The sequence below is a fragment of the Streptomyces sp. NPDC051051 genome, from assembly GCF_040682975.1.
Classification (GTDB): domain Bacteria; phylum Actinomycetota; class Actinomycetes; order Streptomycetales; family Streptomycetaceae; genus Streptomyces.
Genome location: NZ_JBFBCB010000038.1, coordinates 35,294 through 52,603, shown reverse-complemented (window position 1 = coordinate 52,603; position 17,310 = coordinate 35,294). Strand labels below are relative to the sequence as shown.

Annotated in this window: 21 protein-coding genes; 5 read left to right on the top strand and 16 right to left on the bottom strand. The window is 71.7% G+C overall.

Annotation, left to right across the window (positions count from 1 at the left end):
- Positions 1 to 29: 29 nt before the first annotated feature.
- The 6 genes from AB0N31_RS26005 to AB0N31_RS25980 all read right to left on the bottom strand — a co-directional run bounded on the left by AB0N31_RS26005 (position 30) and on the right by AB0N31_RS25980 (position 4,462).
- The gene (locus tag AB0N31_RS26005; protein ID WP_366060838.1) at positions 30 to 608 is read right to left on the bottom strand and encodes a winged helix-turn-helix domain-containing protein; all 579 of its coding nucleotides are present in this window, start codon (positions 606 to 608) and stop codon (positions 30 to 32) included.
- Between the two features lie 116 nt (positions 609 to 724).
- A complete protein-coding gene (locus AB0N31_RS26000; RefSeq protein ID WP_366060837.1) occupies positions 725 to 907 on the bottom strand; it encodes a hypothetical protein in 183 nt (60 codons plus the stop codon).
- A gap of 116 nt (positions 908 to 1,023) precedes the next feature.
- Positions 1,024 to 2,055, bottom strand: a complete 1,032-nt coding sequence (gene glnII / locus AB0N31_RS25995; protein WP_363087119.1) for a glutamine synthetase — start codon at positions 2,053 to 2,055, stop codon at positions 1,024 to 1,026.
- 313 nt (positions 2,056 to 2,368) lie between these two features.
- Positions 2,369 to 3,055, bottom strand: a complete 687-nt coding sequence (locus AB0N31_RS25990) for a hypothetical protein (RefSeq protein ID WP_366060836.1) — start codon at positions 3,053 to 3,055, stop codon at positions 2,369 to 2,371.
- 127 nt (positions 3,056 to 3,182) lie between these two features.
- Positions 3,183 to 4,037 (bottom strand): hypothetical protein, encoded by an 855-nt coding sequence (locus AB0N31_RS25985; RefSeq protein ID WP_366060835.1) that lies wholly within the window; start codon positions 4,035 to 4,037, stop codon positions 3,183 to 3,185.
- A 65-nt stretch (positions 4,038 to 4,102) separates the two neighbouring features.
- Positions 4,103 to 4,462, bottom strand: a complete 360-nt coding sequence (locus AB0N31_RS25980) for an ArsC/Spx/MgsR family protein (protein ID WP_366060834.1) — start codon at positions 4,460 to 4,462, stop codon at positions 4,103 to 4,105.
- A gap of 136 nt (positions 4,463 to 4,598) precedes the next feature.
- On the opposite strand from AB0N31_RS25980, the gene AB0N31_RS25975 reads away from it, so the two are divergent.
- Together AB0N31_RS25975 and AB0N31_RS25970 are read left to right on the top strand one after the other, a co-directional pair.
- Positions 4,599 to 4,892 carry a hypothetical protein gene (locus AB0N31_RS25975; protein ID WP_366060833.1) on the top strand — a complete coding sequence of 98 codons (294 nt, stop codon included), beginning with the start codon at positions 4,599 to 4,601 and terminating at the stop codon, positions 4,890 to 4,892.
- Positions 4,893 to 5,137: 245 nt separating this feature from the next.
- Positions 5,138 to 6,478 carry a DUF2252 domain-containing protein gene (locus AB0N31_RS25970; protein ID WP_366060832.1) on the top strand — a complete coding sequence of 447 codons (1,341 nt, stop codon included), beginning with the start codon at positions 5,138 to 5,140 and terminating at the stop codon, positions 6,476 to 6,478.
- A gap of 7 nt (positions 6,479 to 6,485) precedes the next feature.
- Here the strand turns inward: AB0N31_RS25970 and AB0N31_RS25965 are convergent, their stop codons facing one another.
- Positions 6,486 to 8,174, bottom strand: a complete 1,689-nt coding sequence (locus tag AB0N31_RS25965; protein WP_366060831.1) for an alpha/beta fold hydrolase — start codon at positions 8,172 to 8,174, stop codon at positions 6,486 to 6,488.
- 32 nt (positions 8,175 to 8,206) lie between these two features.
- Positions 8,207 to 8,533 (bottom strand): DUF1269 domain-containing protein, encoded by a 327-nt coding sequence (locus AB0N31_RS25960; protein ID WP_366060830.1) that lies wholly within the window; start codon positions 8,531 to 8,533, stop codon positions 8,207 to 8,209.
- A gap of 28 nt (positions 8,534 to 8,561) precedes the next feature.
- Between AB0N31_RS25960 and AB0N31_RS25955 the strand changes: the two genes are divergently transcribed.
- Complete coding sequence (locus tag AB0N31_RS25955; protein WP_366060829.1) at positions 8,562 to 8,804, top strand: hypothetical protein; 243 nt, start codon at positions 8,562 to 8,564, stop codon at positions 8,802 to 8,804.
- Positions 8,805 to 8,888: 84 nt separating this feature from the next.
- Complete coding sequence (locus tag AB0N31_RS25950; protein ID WP_366060828.1) at positions 8,889 to 9,158, top strand: hypothetical protein; 270 nt, start codon at positions 8,889 to 8,891, stop codon at positions 9,156 to 9,158.
- 53 nt (positions 9,159 to 9,211) lie between these two features.
- Here AB0N31_RS25950 and AB0N31_RS25945 read toward each other — a convergent pair whose 3' ends face one another.
- From AB0N31_RS25945 to glnA, 4 genes are all read right to left on the bottom strand, one after another.
- Positions 9,212 to 9,796 carry a hypothetical protein gene (locus tag AB0N31_RS25945; RefSeq protein WP_366060827.1) on the bottom strand — a complete coding sequence of 195 codons (585 nt, stop codon included), beginning with the start codon at positions 9,794 to 9,796 and terminating at the stop codon, positions 9,212 to 9,214.
- 2 nt (positions 9,797 to 9,798) lie between these two features.
- On the bottom strand, positions 9,799 to 10,719 hold the full coding sequence (gene htpX / locus AB0N31_RS25940) for a zinc metalloprotease HtpX (RefSeq protein ID WP_366060826.1): 921 nt from the start codon (positions 10,717 to 10,719) through the stop codon (positions 9,799 to 9,801).
- A 136-nt stretch (positions 10,720 to 10,855) separates the two neighbouring features.
- Positions 10,856 to 11,113 (bottom strand): hypothetical protein, encoded by a 258-nt coding sequence (locus tag AB0N31_RS25935; RefSeq protein WP_366060825.1) that lies wholly within the window; start codon positions 11,111 to 11,113, stop codon positions 10,856 to 10,858.
- A 704-nt stretch (positions 11,114 to 11,817) separates the two neighbouring features.
- Positions 11,818 to 13,227 carry a type I glutamate--ammonia ligase gene (gene glnA, locus AB0N31_RS25930; RefSeq protein WP_363087126.1) on the bottom strand — a complete coding sequence of 470 codons (1,410 nt, stop codon included), beginning with the start codon at positions 13,225 to 13,227 and terminating at the stop codon, positions 11,818 to 11,820.
- Between the two features lie 208 nt (positions 13,228 to 13,435).
- On the opposite strand from glnA, the gene AB0N31_RS25925 reads away from it, so the two are divergent.
- Positions 13,436 to 13,903: an RDD family protein gene (locus AB0N31_RS25925; protein ID WP_366060824.1), complete on the top strand. Its 468-nt coding sequence runs from the start codon at positions 13,436 to 13,438 to the stop codon at positions 13,901 to 13,903.
- A gap of 139 nt (positions 13,904 to 14,042) precedes the next feature.
- Here the strand turns inward: AB0N31_RS25925 and AB0N31_RS25920 are convergent, their stop codons facing one another.
- From AB0N31_RS25920 to lipB, 4 genes are all read right to left on the bottom strand, one after another.
- Positions 14,043 to 14,744, bottom strand: a complete 702-nt coding sequence (locus AB0N31_RS25920) for a DUF4191 domain-containing protein (RefSeq protein ID WP_366060823.1) — start codon at positions 14,742 to 14,744, stop codon at positions 14,043 to 14,045.
- 91 nt (positions 14,745 to 14,835) lie between these two features.
- Entirely contained in the window at positions 14,836 to 15,036 is a 201-nt protein-coding gene (locus tag AB0N31_RS25915) for a hypothetical protein (protein WP_366060861.1), read from the bottom strand.
- A gap of 321 nt (positions 15,037 to 15,357) precedes the next feature.
- The gene (gene lipA, locus AB0N31_RS25910) at positions 15,358 to 16,323 is read right to left on the bottom strand and encodes a lipoyl synthase (RefSeq protein WP_366060822.1); all 966 of its coding nucleotides are present in this window, start codon (positions 16,321 to 16,323) and stop codon (positions 15,358 to 15,360) included.
- A gap of 126 nt (positions 16,324 to 16,449) precedes the next feature.
- On the bottom strand, positions 16,450 to 17,247 hold the full coding sequence (lipB, locus tag AB0N31_RS25905; RefSeq protein WP_366060821.1) for a lipoyl(octanoyl) transferase LipB: 798 nt from the start codon (positions 17,245 to 17,247) through the stop codon (positions 16,450 to 16,452).
- Positions 17,248 to 17,310: the final 63 nt, after the last annotated feature.

Here is a 17,310-nt window from a genome sequence, read left to right as displayed (position 1 = left end):
GGGAACCGCGCTCTGCCGTCAGCAGAGGATCACGAACCGGTCGGCGGCGTGTACTTGTAGCCCACCCGGCGCACCGTCTGGATCGCCCGGCGGTGCTCCGCGCCCAGTTTGCGGCGCAGCCGGGCGATGTGGACGTCGACGGTACGGCCGTCGCCCACATGCCCGTAGCCCCACACGGTGGTGACGAGCCGGTCGCGGGTGTGCACCCGGTTCGGGTGCGCGACGAGATGCGCGAGCAGCTCGAACTCCAGGTAGGTCAGGTCGAGTTCCCGTCCGCTCACCCACGCGGTGCGCTGCACGGGGTCGATTCGCACGCCCGCCTCACCGGCGGCCGTGGCCCCGTCGGGCACCGGCCGGCCGGGCGCCGCCGCGAGCGGGAACGGCGGCTGCTGGTCGGCCGGGACGAGCACCAGATAGCCGATCATCGGCGGCTGCCCCGGCAGCGTGGGCAGGGTGTGCTCGGGAACGGGCAGCCAGGTGGCACCCGGCGGCAGGAAGTCCGGGACGTCCACGACCTCGTCGCGGTCCACCGCACGGAGGCGGTGCCGGGCGGGGAGGGCCGGGGCGGGGAGGGTGGAGGCGTTGTAGAGGGAACGAGTGGTCGCCATGAGAGGTCAGCTCTTTCGCGCGAGAGGTTCGTCGGAAGGCGACGGCCGCGATGTGTGGTCGGGCCCGTCGGGGGACGTACGTCGTTCGCGCCGGCCGAAGACCGGGGTGTACGGCTTTAGAGGGCCGGCGCGTTCGTCGCGCGGCGACAGACCCGGTCGAAGTCGTGGTGCTGACGGGAAGGCCAGAACGGCTCGAGGTCATGACGACCCGTCGCGGTGTGCTGCTGGAAGCCGGCCATGGGCTCATTGAAGCAGACACCGGCCCCGGACAGGAGACCGCTCTCACTGCTTGGACGCATCCCCGGCCGGAAACCGGACGAGGGGCGCCCGCCGAGTCGGCGGGCGCCCCTTCCGGGTGGACTGCGGAGTCAGATCCGGAGCAGATCCGGGATCCGGTTCCGGCGGGAGTGCGGGATCAGACCTGGCCGGCCTTCTCCAGCGCGGAGCAGCAGGTGTCCACGATCAGGCGGGTGACCAGGTACGGGTCCACGTTGGCGTTCGGGCGGCGGTCCTCGATGTAGCCCTTGCCGTCCTTCTCGACCTGCCACGGGATGCGGACCGAGGCGCCGCGGTTGGAGACGCCGTAGGAGTACTCGTTCCACGGGGCGGTCTCGTGCAGGCCGGTCAGGCGGTCGTCGATGCCGGCGCCGTAGTTCTTGACGTGGTCGAGGGGCTTGGAGCCCTCACCGAGCGACTCGCACGCGGTGATGATCGCCTCGTACGTCTCGCGCATCGCCTTGGTGGAGAAGTTGGTGTGCGCACCGGCGCCGTTCCAGTCGCCCTTGACCGGCTTGGGGTCGAGGGTGGCGGCGATGTCGAAGTCCTCGGCGGTGCGGTAGAGCAGCCAGCGGGCCACCCACAGCTGGTCGGAGACCTCCAGCGGGGAGAGCGGGCCGACCTGGAACTCCCACTGGCCGGGCATGACCTCGGCGTTGATGCCGGAGATGCCCAGGCCCGCCTTCAGGCAGTTGTCCAGGTGCGCCTCGACGACGTCACGGCCGAAGATCTCGTCGGCGCCGACACCGCAGTAGTAGCCGCCCTGCGGGGCCGGGAAGCCGCCCTTGGGGAAGCCGAGCGGGTAGCCGTCCTTGAAGAAGGTGTACTCCTGCTCGATGCCGAAGATCGGCTCCTGCGCGGCGAACTTCTCGGCGACCTCGGCCAGCGCGGCGCGGGTGTTGGACTCGTGCGGCGTCATGTCGATGTTGAGGACCTCGCACAGCACGAGGATGTCGTCACCACCGCGGACCGGGTCGGGGCAGGTGAAGACCGGCTTGAGGACACGGTCCGAGGCGTGGCCCTCGGCCTGGTTCGTGGACGACCCGTCGAAGCCCCAGATCGGCAGCGCGTCCAGACCCGCGGGCTCACCCGTGATGATCTTGGTCTTGGAACGGAGCTTGGCGGTCGGCTGGGTGCCGTCGATCCAGATGTACTCAGCCTTGAAGGTCACGGGCCACTTCCTTCGGGGGTGGGTCAGACGCACTTGCGGGTGCTGCGGCGCTGCGGCACTGGGGCGCCGCTCTCGATGCCGGGCAGCCTGTCAACAGGCGATTTCCCGGTCATTGCTCGCATGTGAACCCCGTGTTACCTGGTGGTTCTGTGGTCCGGCTCACGGTGTGAGGGCGACGGCCCGGCCCGGAGCCGCCGTTCGCGGGTGCGGCCGCGGGTGCGCCGCCGCCCCGGCCGCGGGGCCCGGACGCGCCGGTCCCGCCGTCCGTGGCCGCGGACGGCGGGACCTGTGACACGTACGTTTCTTCCGGACGTCACCCCACCTTCTCGATCAGGGCCCGGCGGATGAGGAACTTGCCGGGCTCGCGGACCTGCTCGAAAGCCGCGTTGTTCAACAGCGCGCAACTGCCGGAGACCGAGGTCACCTCGACGGTCGTGGACTTGTTGTTGTCCAGGTTGGTGACCTTGAGCTTCGTCCCCGGCGGGAACTGGTTGCTGGACGCGGCCGGGGCGCCCGCCTCACCGGAGAGGGTGACGGTCGAGCCGTTGCAGACCTGCCGGCCGGAGGCGGCCCCGGCGTTTCCTGTGTTCCCCGCGTTTCCGGCCGGGGCGCTCTGCGGCGGTTGGGCGGGCCGGGTGGCCTGCCCGTTCTGCCCGCCGCCCTGCGCCGGCTGCGTCGCCTGAGAGTCCTGAGCCGACTCCCCGACGACGCAACCCGACGCCTTCTGCTGCACCTTGATCTGCTCGACGACCGCTTCCCGGTTGGCGATCCGGGCCGCGGACTGCGCGTCCGGGTTCGCCCGCTGGTCGGCGATGAACCGCTGGTTGTTGCCGAGGGCGGTGGCGAGCCCCTGGCAGACGGTCGACTCGGCGGCCGCCTGCGGGCTCTGCGCGGCGTTGGAGGTGGCCGCCATGACGAAGGCGCCACCTCCCGCCACCGTCGCGGCGCCCACCAGCAGCGCGAGCTTCTTCTTCGTGCCGAGAGTTCTCCTGCGCGACATCCGCGCCTCCTGAGAGGTAGGGGAGCGTACGCCGCTATGTACGAGATACCGAACGAGGCTGCTCAGTGGTCACCGGCGTCAGTTGACGTGACGTGCGTCACGCGGGTGTCCCCGCTCGGTGATCCGCTCAGCGGTTCTCCCCGTCCTCGTGATCCACCACCGTCTCGTTGACGTGCCGCAGCAACGCCTCGGTCTGAGCGGTGAGTTCGGCCTCGCCGGTCTCCGAACCGTCGCCCCACTGGCCGTTGGCGAACACCACCGAACGGACCGTCATCACCCGCCGGAACACCCCGGCCGAACCCGGCGGCACCGTCGGCATGCCGGCCTCGGGCGGCGGGTCCAGCGAGACCACCTGGTAGGTGACCGGGTCCATCGACGCCATCATGAACACCCGGGTGGCGTCCTCGACACGGGCGAAGCTCAGCACGCTCACCGTGATCTGCGAGCGCCGGTCCGCGTCCGTGAAGAGCGCCGCCGTCAACCGGGAGCACGGCTCGCCCTGTTCGATCAGCTCGGCCAGCTCCGCCGACATGCCGCGAGCGCAGTCGGTGGTGGTGGCGAGATCGACCCGGGTGTACCGGGAGCCGTCCCCGACGCGGACGTTCTTCGCCGGGAACGCCTGCTCCGGCCGGATGACCGGCCGGGCGAGCAGCGAGGGCAGGGCGCTCGGGGCGTCGGAGGGCAGGGAGGCGTCGACGGACGGGACGGCCGGGCCCGAACCGGTCGCGGTGGCCGTCGGGGGAGCGGCGGCCGGGCCGCCCCCACCGGTCCCACCGTCCCGGTCCGCCGCCATCACGGCACCGGCCGCGACGGCGGCGGCCAGGACGGCACCGGTCCCGGCGGCCGCGAGACGCCGGTTGCGCCGGCGCCGGCGTATCCGGTCCTGCTCGATCCGGTCCTGCTCGATCCGGTCCTGCTCGGCCGCGAACGGGGCGTACGGGTCGGGTGGTCCGTACGGGAATCCTTGATCACCGAAGGTCATGGCGGCGGAGGGTAACAGCGTGGCCGCCCCGACTCCCGCCGCCCGACCAATCGTTCACAGAGGGACTAACGGGACAGAGCGTCCCGTACGGCCTCGTCCGTACGGGCCACCACCGCCGTGCCGTCCTCGGCGGTGATGATCGGGCGCTGGATGAGCCGGGGATGCCCGGCGAGCGCCGCGATCCAGCGCCCGCGCGCGGCGGCGTCCCGCGGCCACTCCCTCAGCCCCAGCTCCCCGGCCTCGGCCTCCCGGGTGCGGGTGATGTCCCACGGCTCCAGCCCGAGACGGTCGAGTACGGCGCTGATCTCGTCCTCGCTCGGTACGTCCTCCAGGTAGCGGCGGACGGTGTAGTCGGCGCCCTCGGCGTCGAGGAGGGTGAGGGCGCTGCGACACTTGGAACAGGCGGGATTGATCCAGATCTCCATGCCGGTCACGGTAGCCGGAAACAGGACCGAAAGCCCTTCTGGCCAGGGGCGTTTGTCAGTGGTGGACAGTAGAATAGAAGCAGTGTTCGAGGGTTTCGCCGGAGGTGCCGGCCGGGGCCCTGACCGCGACAGGAGGATGCCTGTGCCCGCTGCCGCACTCAAGACGAAGCGACCTGTCCCACTCGACCTGCCCTACGTGCCCGTGGAGAAGCGGCCGCTGCCGCCCGGACGGCCCCGCGACTGGTACGTCACGCACAACCGGCGCCTCAAGGCCATGCGCCTCGCGATAGCCCTCCTCGACCTGGGCGTCTACCTGCCCAGCCAGGCCCGCAACGAGAAGATCCGCAGCACGGCCCGGCTCATCGGCGTGCACCCGCCGTCGGACACGACGTGCCACATGGTGCGGGCACTGATGCGCTGCAGCAGGTGAGGGCGGCGCCGGGTGCCGCCCCGCACGGCACCCGGCGCGCCACGCCCCGCTCCGGGGGCTCCGCCCCCAGCGGCAACGGTCCCCGCGTCACCCGTTCGCCGTACCCGGCGTGCGGAGGCCCCATGCCGGGCCTTCACTGCGATCAAGCCCGTACACACGCAGTCGTAGGCACCCGTGCACAGCCGTACGCACGCGTGGGCGGGCACGCGAGCAGGGAGGCCAGTCGTGATGCAGAGGCAGCCCGCATGACCACCCCCGCCGACCGCGCCCGCCGCGGCCGGGACGCCCGCAAGCGCGCCTCCCGCTCCGCGCACGCCTACTGGCTTCCGTCCGTCGACCGCCCCGACCCCGTCGCCGTACTGGAGCGTCAGAACCGCGACCGGCTGACCGAACTGCTGCCGATCCGGTACGGGCGGATGGCCGCCTCGCCGTTCGCCTTCCTGCGCGGCTCGGCCGCCGTGATGGCCGCCGACCTGGCCGCCGGACAGCACACGGGGCTGACCGTGCAACTGTGCGGCGACGCGCATCTGCTCAACTTCGTCCTGTACGCCTCGCCGGAGCGCGCCCTCCTCTTCGACCTCGACGACTTCGACGAGACGTTCCCCGGCCCCTTCGAGTGGGACGTCAAACGCCTCGCCGCCTCCGTCGCCGTCGCCGCGCGGGAGAACGGCCACAGCGAGGCCAAGGCCCGCCGGGCCGCCCTGGAGACCGCCGCCGCCTACCGCACCGCCGTCCGACGGCTGTCCGGCCTCGGTGAACTCGCCGTCTGGTACGAGCGCATCGAGGCCGACCGCCTGCTGCCGCTGATCCGCTCCGCCCGCCGCCGCCGGCGCGCCGGGGCCAGCCTCACCCGCGCCCGCCGCCGCACCGGTCTGCAGGCCCTCGACCGGCTGACCGAGGTGGTCGACGGACGCCGCCGCATCGTGCACGACCCGCCGCTGCTCGAACCGGCCGGCGCCTCCGACTCCGCCGCCCTGCGCAAGATCTTCAGCGACTACCGCTCCACCCTCTCCGAGGAACGCCGCCTGCTCCTCGACCGCTTCCGCTACGTCGACGCCGCCCGCAAGGTGGCCGGCGTCGGCAGCGTCGGCACCCGCTGCTTCGTCGTCCTGCTCACCGGCCGCGACACCGACGACCCGCTGTTCCTCCAGATCAAGGAGGCCCGCCCGTCCGTGCTGGAGGAGCACCTGCCGAGCGGGGCGTACGTCCATCCCGGCCACCGGGTCGTCGCCGGTCAGCGGCTCCTGCAGGCGGCGAGCGACATCTTCCTGGGCTGGACGACCGGGCCGCAGGGGCGCGCCTTCTACTGGCGGCAGCTGCGCGACACGAAGGGCTCCGCCGACGTCGCCGGCATGACCCCGGCCGACCTCGCCACGTACGCCCGGCTGTGCGGCACGGCCCTGGCCCGCGCGCACGCCCGCTCCGGCGACCGCATCGCCATCGCCGGGTACCTCGGGGGTGCCGACACCTTCGAACGCGCCGTGGCCGACTTCGCCCTCGCCTACGCCGACCAGACCGCCGCCGACCACGCGGCCCTGGGCGCGGCGATCGCGGCGGGGGTCGTGCCCGCCGCGCCCGGAGCGTGAACGCCCCTCACGCACAGGCCTCCAGCAGCCCCGCCACGTACGCCTCCAGCCGCCCGCCGAGCACCTCCGCCGTCAGGTCGGTCCGGCCCAGCTCGCGCCACGGCCCCGCCAGCTTCGCCGCGTCGGGGCAGTAGGCCAGGGCGTCGAGCAGCCGCCAGTACAGGTGGTCGGCGCCGTCGGCCAGGCCGTGTCCGCCGTGCGCCTCGTAGCGCTCCCGGAAGCCGAGGCCGTGGGCGGGGCCGTGCAGCAGGGCCAGCGCCGTGGAACAGTGGGCCACGTCCAGGTCGGCGGGGCCCCACGAGGTCTCCACCCAGTCGACGACCCCGCTGACGTGCAGCCCGTCGCCCGCTCCGTCGAACAGCACGTTGCCGGGATGGAAGTCCCGGTGCAGGAAACGCCCCTCGTGGGCCGGGGGCTCGCGGCGGATCACGTCGACCGCCCGCTCCCACATTGCCCCGGCAGGCGTGCGGACCCGCTCCGGGGACGTCCAGGCCTGGTAGGACCGCGGGCGCTCGCCGGGGGTGACGGCGTGGACCCGGACGAGCTGGGCCGCGAGCAGGTCCAGCCGGCGCTCCAGGTCCTCCTCGTCGACCCGCACCCGGCCGGGCAGCGACGACATCAGCAGGCTGGGGTGGTCGCACAGTTCGCCCGTCGCGTCGACGGCGAGCAGTCGCGCCGCCGGGACGCCCTCCTGCCCCGCGAGCAGCGTCAGCACGTCCGCCTCGCGCGCCAGCAGCCCCGGCGCGTGACGGCGGAAGAAGGGCTTCACGAACGTCCGCAGCACCAGGGACGTGCCGTCGTCCAGGGTGAGCCGGCGCATCTGGGAACTCCAACCGCCCTGCAGCGTACGGGAGTCGACGACCGTCCGGCCGTCCGGCAGCCGCCCGGCCAGCCAGGCGCGGGTCGCCGTCCAGCCGTCCTCGCCGAGGCCGGTGAGGACGGCACCGACGAACTCCCGCCGGTCATCGGGGTGATCGCGCAGCCACGCACCCACCTGGTGGTCGGCGCCCGCCAGCTCGAACCGGGTGTACTGGGAACGGGCGGCCAGCGCGTCCTGCACCGCCTCCGTGACCTCCGCCGGGATCACCGTGTCGGTCCCCGGCACGGCGAGCACCGCCCGGCCCTCGTAGGCCCGCAGGACGTCGAACGCCGGCGCCGCCCGCCAACTCCCCGGCGTCCGGATGATCGCGCTGAACCGCCCCGCCCCGCTCCCGGCCGCGTCCGCCCGGGAGGGGCCCCCACCGTCCCCGAACGGCACGTCCCACGCCTCGGCCGCGTACACCGCGGGCGCGCACAGGCCGAGGGCCGCGACCCGGTCCCCGTAGTGGGCGGCGAGGTCGGCCACCGTCTGGCCGCTCATGCTGAACCCCACGAGCACCAGCGGTCCGCCCCGTGGCACGTACGCGTCGATCACCGCCACGGCCTGCTCGAAGCGCCGCAGCAGACTCGACTCCCGCAGCGTGCCGGTGCTTTCGCCGTGGCCGGAGAAGTCGAGGGCGAGGGCGTGGCAGCCCCGCGCCGTGAACTCGCCGAGCAGCGGCAGCAGTCGTTCCTTGCTGCTGCGGCCGGCCCCGTGCAGCACGACGGCGGTGGCCGCCGCCGGGCCTTCGCCGCCGTCGCCGTACACACCGCTGAGCCGTTCACCGTCGTGCTCGTGCCGGAAGGGTCGATGAAGGACGCCGGAGGACTCGCTCATCGACCCATTCACTCACGTCCACCGACGGGCGGTCACGCCGTCGGGGACCCGGCCTCCGCCCGGGGCGCCCGGGCCGCCCTGATCGCCTCCCGCAGATGCTCCTCCTCCGCCTTGCTCAGCGAGGTCTGCACCGACTGCCCGCCGAACGGGGCGATCTGCGGGATCACCTTGTCCTCGGCCGCGTGCTCGGCCAGGACGAAGAGGGCCGCGGCACCGGGCCGCGGGTTCCGGCTGAGGTCCCTCATGAAGTCGTCGTTGCTACCGGTGTCGGTGAAGGAGCCTCCGGCCGCTCCGGCCGCCGCGCCCACCGCCGCCCCGAGCAGCGGGGCCAGGAACAGCAGTCCGATCACCCCGCCCACACGGCGCCCCCGCCGCGCCGACCGCCGTGTGGTTCACCGCCTGGTGCAGGGTGATCCTGCCGTCGTCGCGCCGCTCGACGACCACCGCGTCCTCCAGCTCGGCCAGATGCTGCTCGGACAGCTCGAACAGCTTGTCGCGCACCTGGCCGGCGGTGGCGAGGTCGTCGTGGGCGACGACGAAGAGATTGCTCGTCAGGGCACTCCTTTCGATCTCGCACGCGCTGTTCTGGCCGACTCCAGGCGCCGGGAAAAGGGGATGCACGTCGAGTGACCGCCTCCCTACTCTGAGGAGGCCACCCCACCCCTCACCCCCACCATCCGGCACACCCGTCCCCGCCCGGGAAGGAGGCACACCATGGGCACCGTCGTCCTCTCCGGGACCGTCGTCCTGGTGGTCCTGGGATTCGGCAACCACCTGTACTGGCTCGCCGCGGTCGCCGCCCTCTACCTGTACGCACGCCGGGGCCGCGGCTCGTCGGCGTCGTCGGCGTCCGGCCCGGTCGCCGGCTCCGCGCAGGGCTCCGCTCCCGCGTCCGCGCCGACGTCGTACAAGGCCTACCGGGCACGCCGCGACCAGCAGGCCGAGTGGGAGCGCCGCTACGCCCGCGAGCGCGGCGGCAGGTAGCAAGCGGAGGGCCGCCTCGCGCAGGGGCGCTCCGCACCGGCCGGCGCCACCCCTCACAGGCCGGGCGCGCCCCACAGCGGGTACCAGCGGCCGAGGTCCGGCTCGGTCCGCAGGTCGCTCGCGAGGGCCGCCCTCACCTGGAGCTCCAGCGAGCTGTCGCGCCGCTGCCCCCCGCCGGGCAGCGGCGCGAACGGGTAGAAGGACCCGCGCTTGTACAGGTACACCAACGCCAGCCGTCGCCCGTCCCGGTCCTCGAACCCCGCGAGCGAGCACAGCAACTGGGGGCCGAAGCCGTTGGCCTCCATCGCGCTGTTCACCGCGTGCAGATCGTTGACCAGCTGCGGGAGTTCGCCGGGGGAGCGGAGGGAGACCAGCCAGGAGTAGCCGTAGTCGTCCCGCAGCAGTCGCACCGGGGGCCCGGTGCGCTCGGTGTCCGCGTCCAGCAGGGCCTGGACCTCGCGGTGCGTCTGCTCGAACGCCGACCCCTCGACCGTCGCGAAGCACACCGCGCCCTGCCCGGTCGGCGTGAACCCGGCCGCCGCCTCCAGCGTCACCGCCGCCGACGGCAGCGCGAACAACTGGTCCAGGTCGGGCGCGACCGGCTTCGACCGGCCGAGCAGGATGTCCAGCAGCCCCATGATCAGTCCGCCTTCCCCGGAGTGGCCGCCTCGCCCAGTTCGGCCGAGATCCGCCCCAGCTGTTCCAGCCGCTGCTCCAGGCTGGGGTGGGTGGAGAACAGCCGCGCGACACCCGGCTCGGAGCCCAGCGCCGGGGTGAAGTAGAACGCGTTGAACGCCTGGACCGTCCGCAGGTCCTTCGACGGGATCCGCGCGATGTCCCCGGTGACCTTCGTCAGTGCGGAGGCCAGCGCGGAGGGCCGTCCGGTCAGCAGCGCCGCCGCCCGGTCCGCCGCCAGCTCCCGGTACCGGGACAGGGCCCGGATCAGCAGGAAGCTGAGCGCGTACACGGCCGCGGAGACACCCATGACGGCCGCGAAGACGACCGCGGTGTTCTGGTCCCTGCGCCCGCCGCCGAAGAGCTGGCTGTAGAAGGCGAACCGCACGACCAGCCCCGCGACCACGCCGAGGAACGAGGCGATCGTGATCACGGCGACGTCCTTGTGGGCCACGTGCGACAGCTCGTGCGCGAGGACACCCTCCAGTTCGGCCGGCTCCAGCCGCCGCAGCAGCCCGGTGGTCACGCACACCACCGCGTGATCGGCATCGCGCCCGGTGGCGAACGCGTTCGGCATGTCGATCTCCGACACGGCGACCACCGGCCTGGGCATGTCGGCCAGCGCGCTCAACCGGTCGACCACGGCGTGCAGTTCGGGATACTCCTCCCGCTCCACCACCCGGCCCCGCATCGCGAACAGCGCGATCCGGTCGGAGAACCAGTACTGCGCGCCGAGCATCCCCGCCGCGACCACGACGACCAGCACCCACGACTTCAGCAGCACGATCAGCGCGGCGACGAACGCCACGTACAACAGTCCGAGCAGGAACAGCGTGACCGTCATCCGCACGGTCAGCCCGCGGTCGCTGCGAAACCGACTCCGCATCTGCACCACCACCCACAGTCAGGCACTCGCCCCACTGCCCAGTGTGCATCGGCCCTCCCCCATGAGAAGGCCCCCGACGTCCCCGGTCCGGGCAAAAGGTCCCAGGAACCCCGCCGGCGCCGCCCCGGCCTGGTGGTCAGTAGGGCGCCTGGAACCGCGCGTACCCCAGCAGCAGGATCACCGCGGCGACGCAGCCCAGGACGATCGCCGTCGACGTCCAGGACGACCGGCGGGGGGTTCGCGGGCCGGGAGCGGCCCGGAAGGGCTGGGGCTCGGGCGGGTTCTCCTTCCAGCGGGCGGCCAGCATGCGGGCGCGCGCCGAGGGCTCCTTGTGTTCCGCGCTGTCGGCCCACTTGAGGTCGAACTCCCGCTCGGCGTCGTCCTGTTGGGACATCCCCGTCTCTCCCCGTCACCCTTGTCGAACAGCTGTGCCAGAAACCATACGACGGCGCCCCCGCCCTGAGAAACCGGGAACGGGAGGCGTGGCCCGGCGGGTCGATCGCACGTCCGAGAAGTGCCGGGCCGGGTCCCTGTCGGCCTCGGCGAGCCGGGCGCCGGAGGAGGGGGATCCCGTTACGACCGGCATGACCGAACGGCATCCCCCGGCCCCATGAACGGGATCTCCCGGCCCCCTGCGCACCGACGGTTCCGTGCCGTGTACGGGCTGGGCGGTGATCGCTCGGGTCGGATGCGGTTCAGCCGCCCACGCGGCGCTCTGCGCCGTGGGCGTTGTCGTCATTGAGCCAGAACAGCCGACACGACGGTGATCCTGTGAGTACGCTTGAGGATTTTCGCCATGTTTTCGCACTCCTTTGTGGGATTGCGGGCTTTGTCCATACCGGGAAGGTGTACTGGCGCGAGAAGACCGTGACGTGCCCGGCCTCGTCGAGGTGCGACATGCGAGCAGGGCCCGACTCCGGAACCGGGGTGCCTCTGCTGTCGGGCGAAGGGCGTGCGGCCTGGCCGATCGCTCCGCAGCCGTTCACGGCGCGGGGCCCGAAAAGGCCGTCGGCCGTGCCCTTCCGGCGGAGGAAGAGCACGGCCGACGGCCCACAGCCGGCCCAGGGGAGCGGAAGCCCGCTCCGACCTGGGGCGATATCACACGTCGAAGTACAGCTCGAACTCGTGCGGGTGCGGACGCAGCTGGAGCGGCGCGATCTCGTGCGTGCGCTTGTAGTCGATCCACGTCTCGATCAGGTCGGGCGTGAAGACGTCACCGGCGAGCAGGAACTCGTGGTCGGACTCGAGACGGTCCAGGACGGCCGACAGCGAGGTCGGGACCTGCGCGACGTTCGCGTGCTCCTCGGGAGCCAGCTCGTAGAGGTCCTTGTCGATCGGCTCGGCCGGCTCGATCTTGTTCTTGACGCCGTCCAGACCCGCCATGAGGAGGGCGGAGAACGCCAGGTACGGGTTGCCGGAGGCGTCGGGCGCGCGGAACTCGACGCGCTTGGCCTTCGGGTTCGAGCCCGTGATCGGGATACGCATCGCGGCGGAGCGGTTGCGCTGCGAGTACACCAGGTTGACCGGGGCCTCGAAGCCGGGGACCAGGCGGTGGTACGAGTTCACCGTCGGGTTGGTGAAGGCCAGCAGCGACGGGGCGTGCTTGAGGATGCCGCCGATGTAGTAGCGCGCCATGTCCGACAGGCCCGCGTAACCGGCCTCGTCGTAGAACAGCGGGGAGCCGCCGCTCCACAGCGACTGGTGCACGTGCATGCCCGAGCCGTTGTCGCCGAAGATCGGCTTCGGCATGAAGGTCGCGGTCTTGCCGTTGCGCCAGGCGACGTTCTTCACGATGTACTTGAACAGCTGAAGGTCGTCGGCCGCGGCGAGCAGCGTGTTGAACTTGTAGTTGATCTCGGCCTGGCCGGCGGTGCCCACCTCGTGGTGCTGGCGCTCGACCTGGAGGCCGGACGCGGCCAGCTCCAGGGAGATCTCCGCACGCAGGTCGGCGAAGTGGTCGACCGGCGGGGTCGGGAAGTAGCCGCCCTTGTAGCGGACCTTGTAGCCGCGGTTGTCCTCCAGCGCACCGGTGTTCCAGGCGCCCGCCTCGGAGTCGATGTGGTAGAAGGACTCGTTCTCCGACGTCTTGAAGCGCACGGAGTCGAAGACGTAGAACTCGGCCTCGGGGCCGAAGTAGGCCGTGTCGGCGATACCGGTCGACGCCAGGTACGCCTCGGCCTTCTTCGCGACGTTCCGCGGGTCACGGGAGTACTGCTCGCCAGTGATCGGGTCGTGGATGAAGAAGTTGATGTTCAGCGTCTTGTCGCGGCGGAACGGGTCGAGACGCGCCGTCGACAGGTCGGCGCGCAGCGCCATGTCGGACTCGTGGATGGCCTGGAAGCCGCGGATCGACGAACCGTCGAACGCCAGCTCCTCGTCCGGGTCGAACGCCTCGACGGGCAGCGAGAAGTGCTGCATGACGCCCGGCAGGTCGCAGAACCGGACGTCGATGAACTTGACGTCCTTGTCCGCGATGAACTTCTTGACCTCGTCGGCGTTCTGGAACATCCAGCTCCTCCTACTCCCGGCCGTCGAGCCGGGGTGGTAGTTCGTTCGTGCGGCCAGTGCGGTGGCACACGCTGTCGTCGACCCTAGGGACGGGTGGTTTCTCTGGCGTGACCCGTTTGTTTCGCAGAAGTTAACGGGCCCGGTTCCACCGTAACGCCGCCGCACCCCACCGTCCCGCCCGCGAAAGGGGGCGCAGTACCGTGGACGGGTGGACAACAGGCAAGCAATCGGATCGTGGCTGTCCGGGCCCCGCGCGGCCATGGAGGACGCCGGTGCCGACTTCGGGTACCGGGGCGAACAGCTGGGTCTGCCGGAGGAGGGGCCGGGGTCGATCGCCCGCCCCGGCCGGCGGCTGGGCGCACTGGCCGTGGACTGGGGTCTGTGCGTCCTGATCGCATACAGCCTGATCACGCACGGCTACGGCCCTGCGACCAGCAACTGGGCCCTGCTGATCTTCCTCGTGATGAGCCTCCTCACGGTGGGCACGCTCGGTTTCACGCCCGGCAAGCGGCTGTTCCGCCTGCGCGTGGTGGCCCTCGGCACCGGCGCCGTCAGCCCCCTGCGCGCGGCCGCCCGCACCGTCCTGCTCTGCCTCGCCGTGCCCGCCCTGGTCTGGGACCGCGACGGCCGAGGCCTCCACGACCGCGTGGCCCGCACGGTCGAGGTCCGCTTCTGAGGAGCGGAGAAGCGCGCCCGGGCGGCACGAGCGCAAGCGCGACCGCACGACGACGCGGCGAGGTGCCACGGCACGACGAAGGGGGCGCCCGGATGATTCCGGGCGCCCCCTTCGTGTGGGACGTTCGTGGGGACGGGGATCAGCGGGGCCGCTGTCCGCCCTTCGGGAGGCGCATGCCCTTGGGCATCGGGCCCTTCGGCAGCGGCATGTTGCTCATCAGGTCGCCCATGGCGCGCAGCCGGTCGTTGGTGGTGGTCACCTGGGGCCCGGTCAGCACCCGCGGCAGCTTCAGCATGGTGGTCCGCAGCTTCTTCAGCCCGACCTGGCCCTCGCCCGTGCCGACGAGCAGGTCGTGCACCGGGACGTCCGCGACGATGCGGTTCATCTTCCTCTTCTCGGCGGCCAGCAGGCTCTTCACCCGGTTCGGGTTGCCCTCGGCCACCAGCACGATGCCGGCCTTGCCGACCGCGCGGTGCACCACGTCCTGGCTGCGGTTCATCGCCACCGCGGGGGTCGTCGTCCAGCCTCGGCCGATGTTGTCGAGCACCGCCGCGGCAGCGCCCGGCTGGCCCTCCATCTGCCCGAAGGCCGCCCGCTCGGCCCGGCGCCCGAACACGATCGCCGTCGCGAGGAAGGCGAGCAGGAAGCCCAGGATGCCGAGATAGATGGGGTGACCGATCAGGAAACCGATCGCGAGGAAGACACCGAAGGTGACGATTCCGACAGCCGCGAGTACAAGGCCGATCTTCTTGTCGGCCTTGCGGGTCATCTTGTAGGTCAGGGCGATCTGCTTCAGTCGCCCGGGGTTAGCGGCGTCCGCCGCCGTGTCCTTCCTCGCCATGCCACGCAGTCTACGTGGCCCCGGGAGCGCCGACGACGGCAGTGCCCCGGAGGATCTCCCGGAGGCGGCCCCCAGGAGAGGCCGGGGGCGGTCACAGGTGGACGGAGGTGACCTCTTCGAGGACGCGCTGCGCCTCGAAGCGGTCCTTGGCGCGACGACGGTCCTCCAGGACGGAGGTCCAGGCGTTGCGCCGGGCGGTGCGCTGGCCGCCGCTCATGAGCAGGGACTCGACGGCGCGCAGGGCGTCGGTGATGGACGGGATCGCGGTGGCGCGAACGGGCGCGGCCTGCATGGCGGGGGTCCCCCTCGGGAGCGGCTCGGCACGGATCTGCGGTGGTCTGCTGTGGTCTGCGTTGTTCGACGTCGACCTGTGCTGGTCCACGTGATGTGACACCAGCGTCACTGTTTGGTGTTACCAGGGCATGACCGACCGGTCAAACACCCATGAAGCCTCGGCGCGGGGGCCGAAATGCTGACGCGGCCCTGACGTACGTCCTCATCTGCGAGGACGGTCAGGACCGCGTCGTATCGGACTCTACTGGCGGGTAATCGCTTGTGCGGGAATTCACACACCGGTGCTCCCGGCCCGGCGCGAGGGGCGCTTGACGGAGTGTCAGACGGCCTGGACGGCCACGAAGGAACCGCGCTTCTCGACGGCCATCTGGTACAGGCGTCCGGCGCGGTAGGAGGACCGTACCAGCGGTCCGGACATGACGCCCGAGAAGCCGATCTGCTCGGCCTCCTCCTTCAGCTCCACGAACTCGTGCGGCTTCACCCAGCGCTCCACCGGGTGGTGGCGCACCGAGGGGCGCAGGTACTGCGTGATGGTGACCAGCTCGCAGCCCGCCCCGTGCAGTTGCCGGAGCGCCTCGCTGACCTCTTCGCGGGTCTCACCCATGCCGAGGATCAGGTTGGACTTGGTGACCAGGCCGAAGTCACGGGCCTCGGTGATGACCTTCAGCGAGCGCTCGTACCGGAAGCCCGGACGGATGCGCTTGAAGATCCGCGGGACCGTCTCGACGTTGTGCGCGAAGACCTCGGGACGGGCGGAGAAGACCTCCGCCAGCTGCTCGGGGACGGCGTTGAAGTCGGGTGCCAGCAGCTCGACCTTGGTCCGGCCGCCCTCGCGGCCGGCGGTCTGCGCGTGGATCTGGCGGACCGTCTCCGCGTACAGCCAGGCGCCGCCGTCCTCCAGGTCGTCGCGGGCGACGCCGGTGATGGTGGCGTAGTTCAGGTCCATGGTCACCACGGACTCGCCGACCCGGCGGGGCTCGTCGCGGTCCAGCGCCTCGGGCTTGCCGGTGTCGATCTGGCAGAAGTCGCAGCGCCGCGTGCACTGGTCGCCGCCGATGAGGAAGGTCGCCTCGCGGTCCTCCCAGCACTCGTAGATGTTCGGACAGCCGGCTTCCTGGCAGACCGTGTGCAGGCCCTCGCTCTTCACGAGGTTCTGCATCTTCGTGTACTCGGGACCCATTTTCGCCCGGGTCTTGATCCACTCGGGCTTGCGCTCGATGGGGGTCTGGCTGTTGCGGACCTCCAGGCGCAGCATCTTGCGTCCGTCGGGTGCGACTGCGGACACGACCGGCTCCCTGTAGCTTCGATTCTTCGGCGTACACCAGGGTACGCCCGTGTTTGTTGAGCCCTACCGGTGAGGCCAACCCGGAGACCGCGGGGGCCATTCCCCCGGGGCGGGCACCGTCTCCGGCTAGACGGCCGCCTTCTCGATCTCCCGCGGCTTCAGCTCCGCGTTCTCCAGCACGTCCCGCAGGTGCCGTTCGGCGACCGGCAGCACCTCGTCGATCGTGACGTCCCGGCCCAGCTCGCCGGCCAGGGAGGTGACGCCCGCGTCCCGGATCCCGCACGGGATGATGCGGTCGAACCAGGCGTTGTCCGGGTTCACGTTCAGGGCGAAGCCGTGCATCGTCACACCCTTGGCCACCCGGATGCCGATCGCCGCGAGCTTGCGGTCCTCGCGGCGCTGACCGGCGTTGGAGGGCGCGTACTCCGGGCCGTTCAGCCGCGGGTCGAACTCCTCGTCGTGCAGCCGGGGGTCGAAGTCGAGGGAGAGACCGCCGAGCGAGGGCCGCTGCTCGACCGGGTCGCCCAGCACCCACACCCCGCTGCGGCCCTCGACCCGCGAGGTCGCGACGCCGAACTCCGCGCACACCCGGATCAGGGCCTCCTCCAGCCGCCGCACGTGCGCCACGACGTCCACCGGCCGCGGGAGCTTCTGGATCGGGTAGCCCACCAGCTGGCCGGGTCCGTGCCAGGTGATCTTGCCGCCGCGGTCCACGTCCACCACCGGGGTGCCGTCCAGGGGGCGCTCGCTCTCGGCCGTGCGCCGGCCCGCCGTGTACACCGGCGGGTGTTCCAGCAGCAGCACGGTGTCGGGGACCTCGTCCGCGAACCGCGCCGCGTGCACCCGGCGCTGCTCGTCCCACGCCTCCCGGTACTCCACGGCGTCCGCTCCGAAGCCCATGCGAACGAACCGCAACTCACTCACGGCAAGCGCCTCCCTAGGCGATACGGCGATACGGCGGTACAGCAGCGCGGCGGGGCTCCGTGC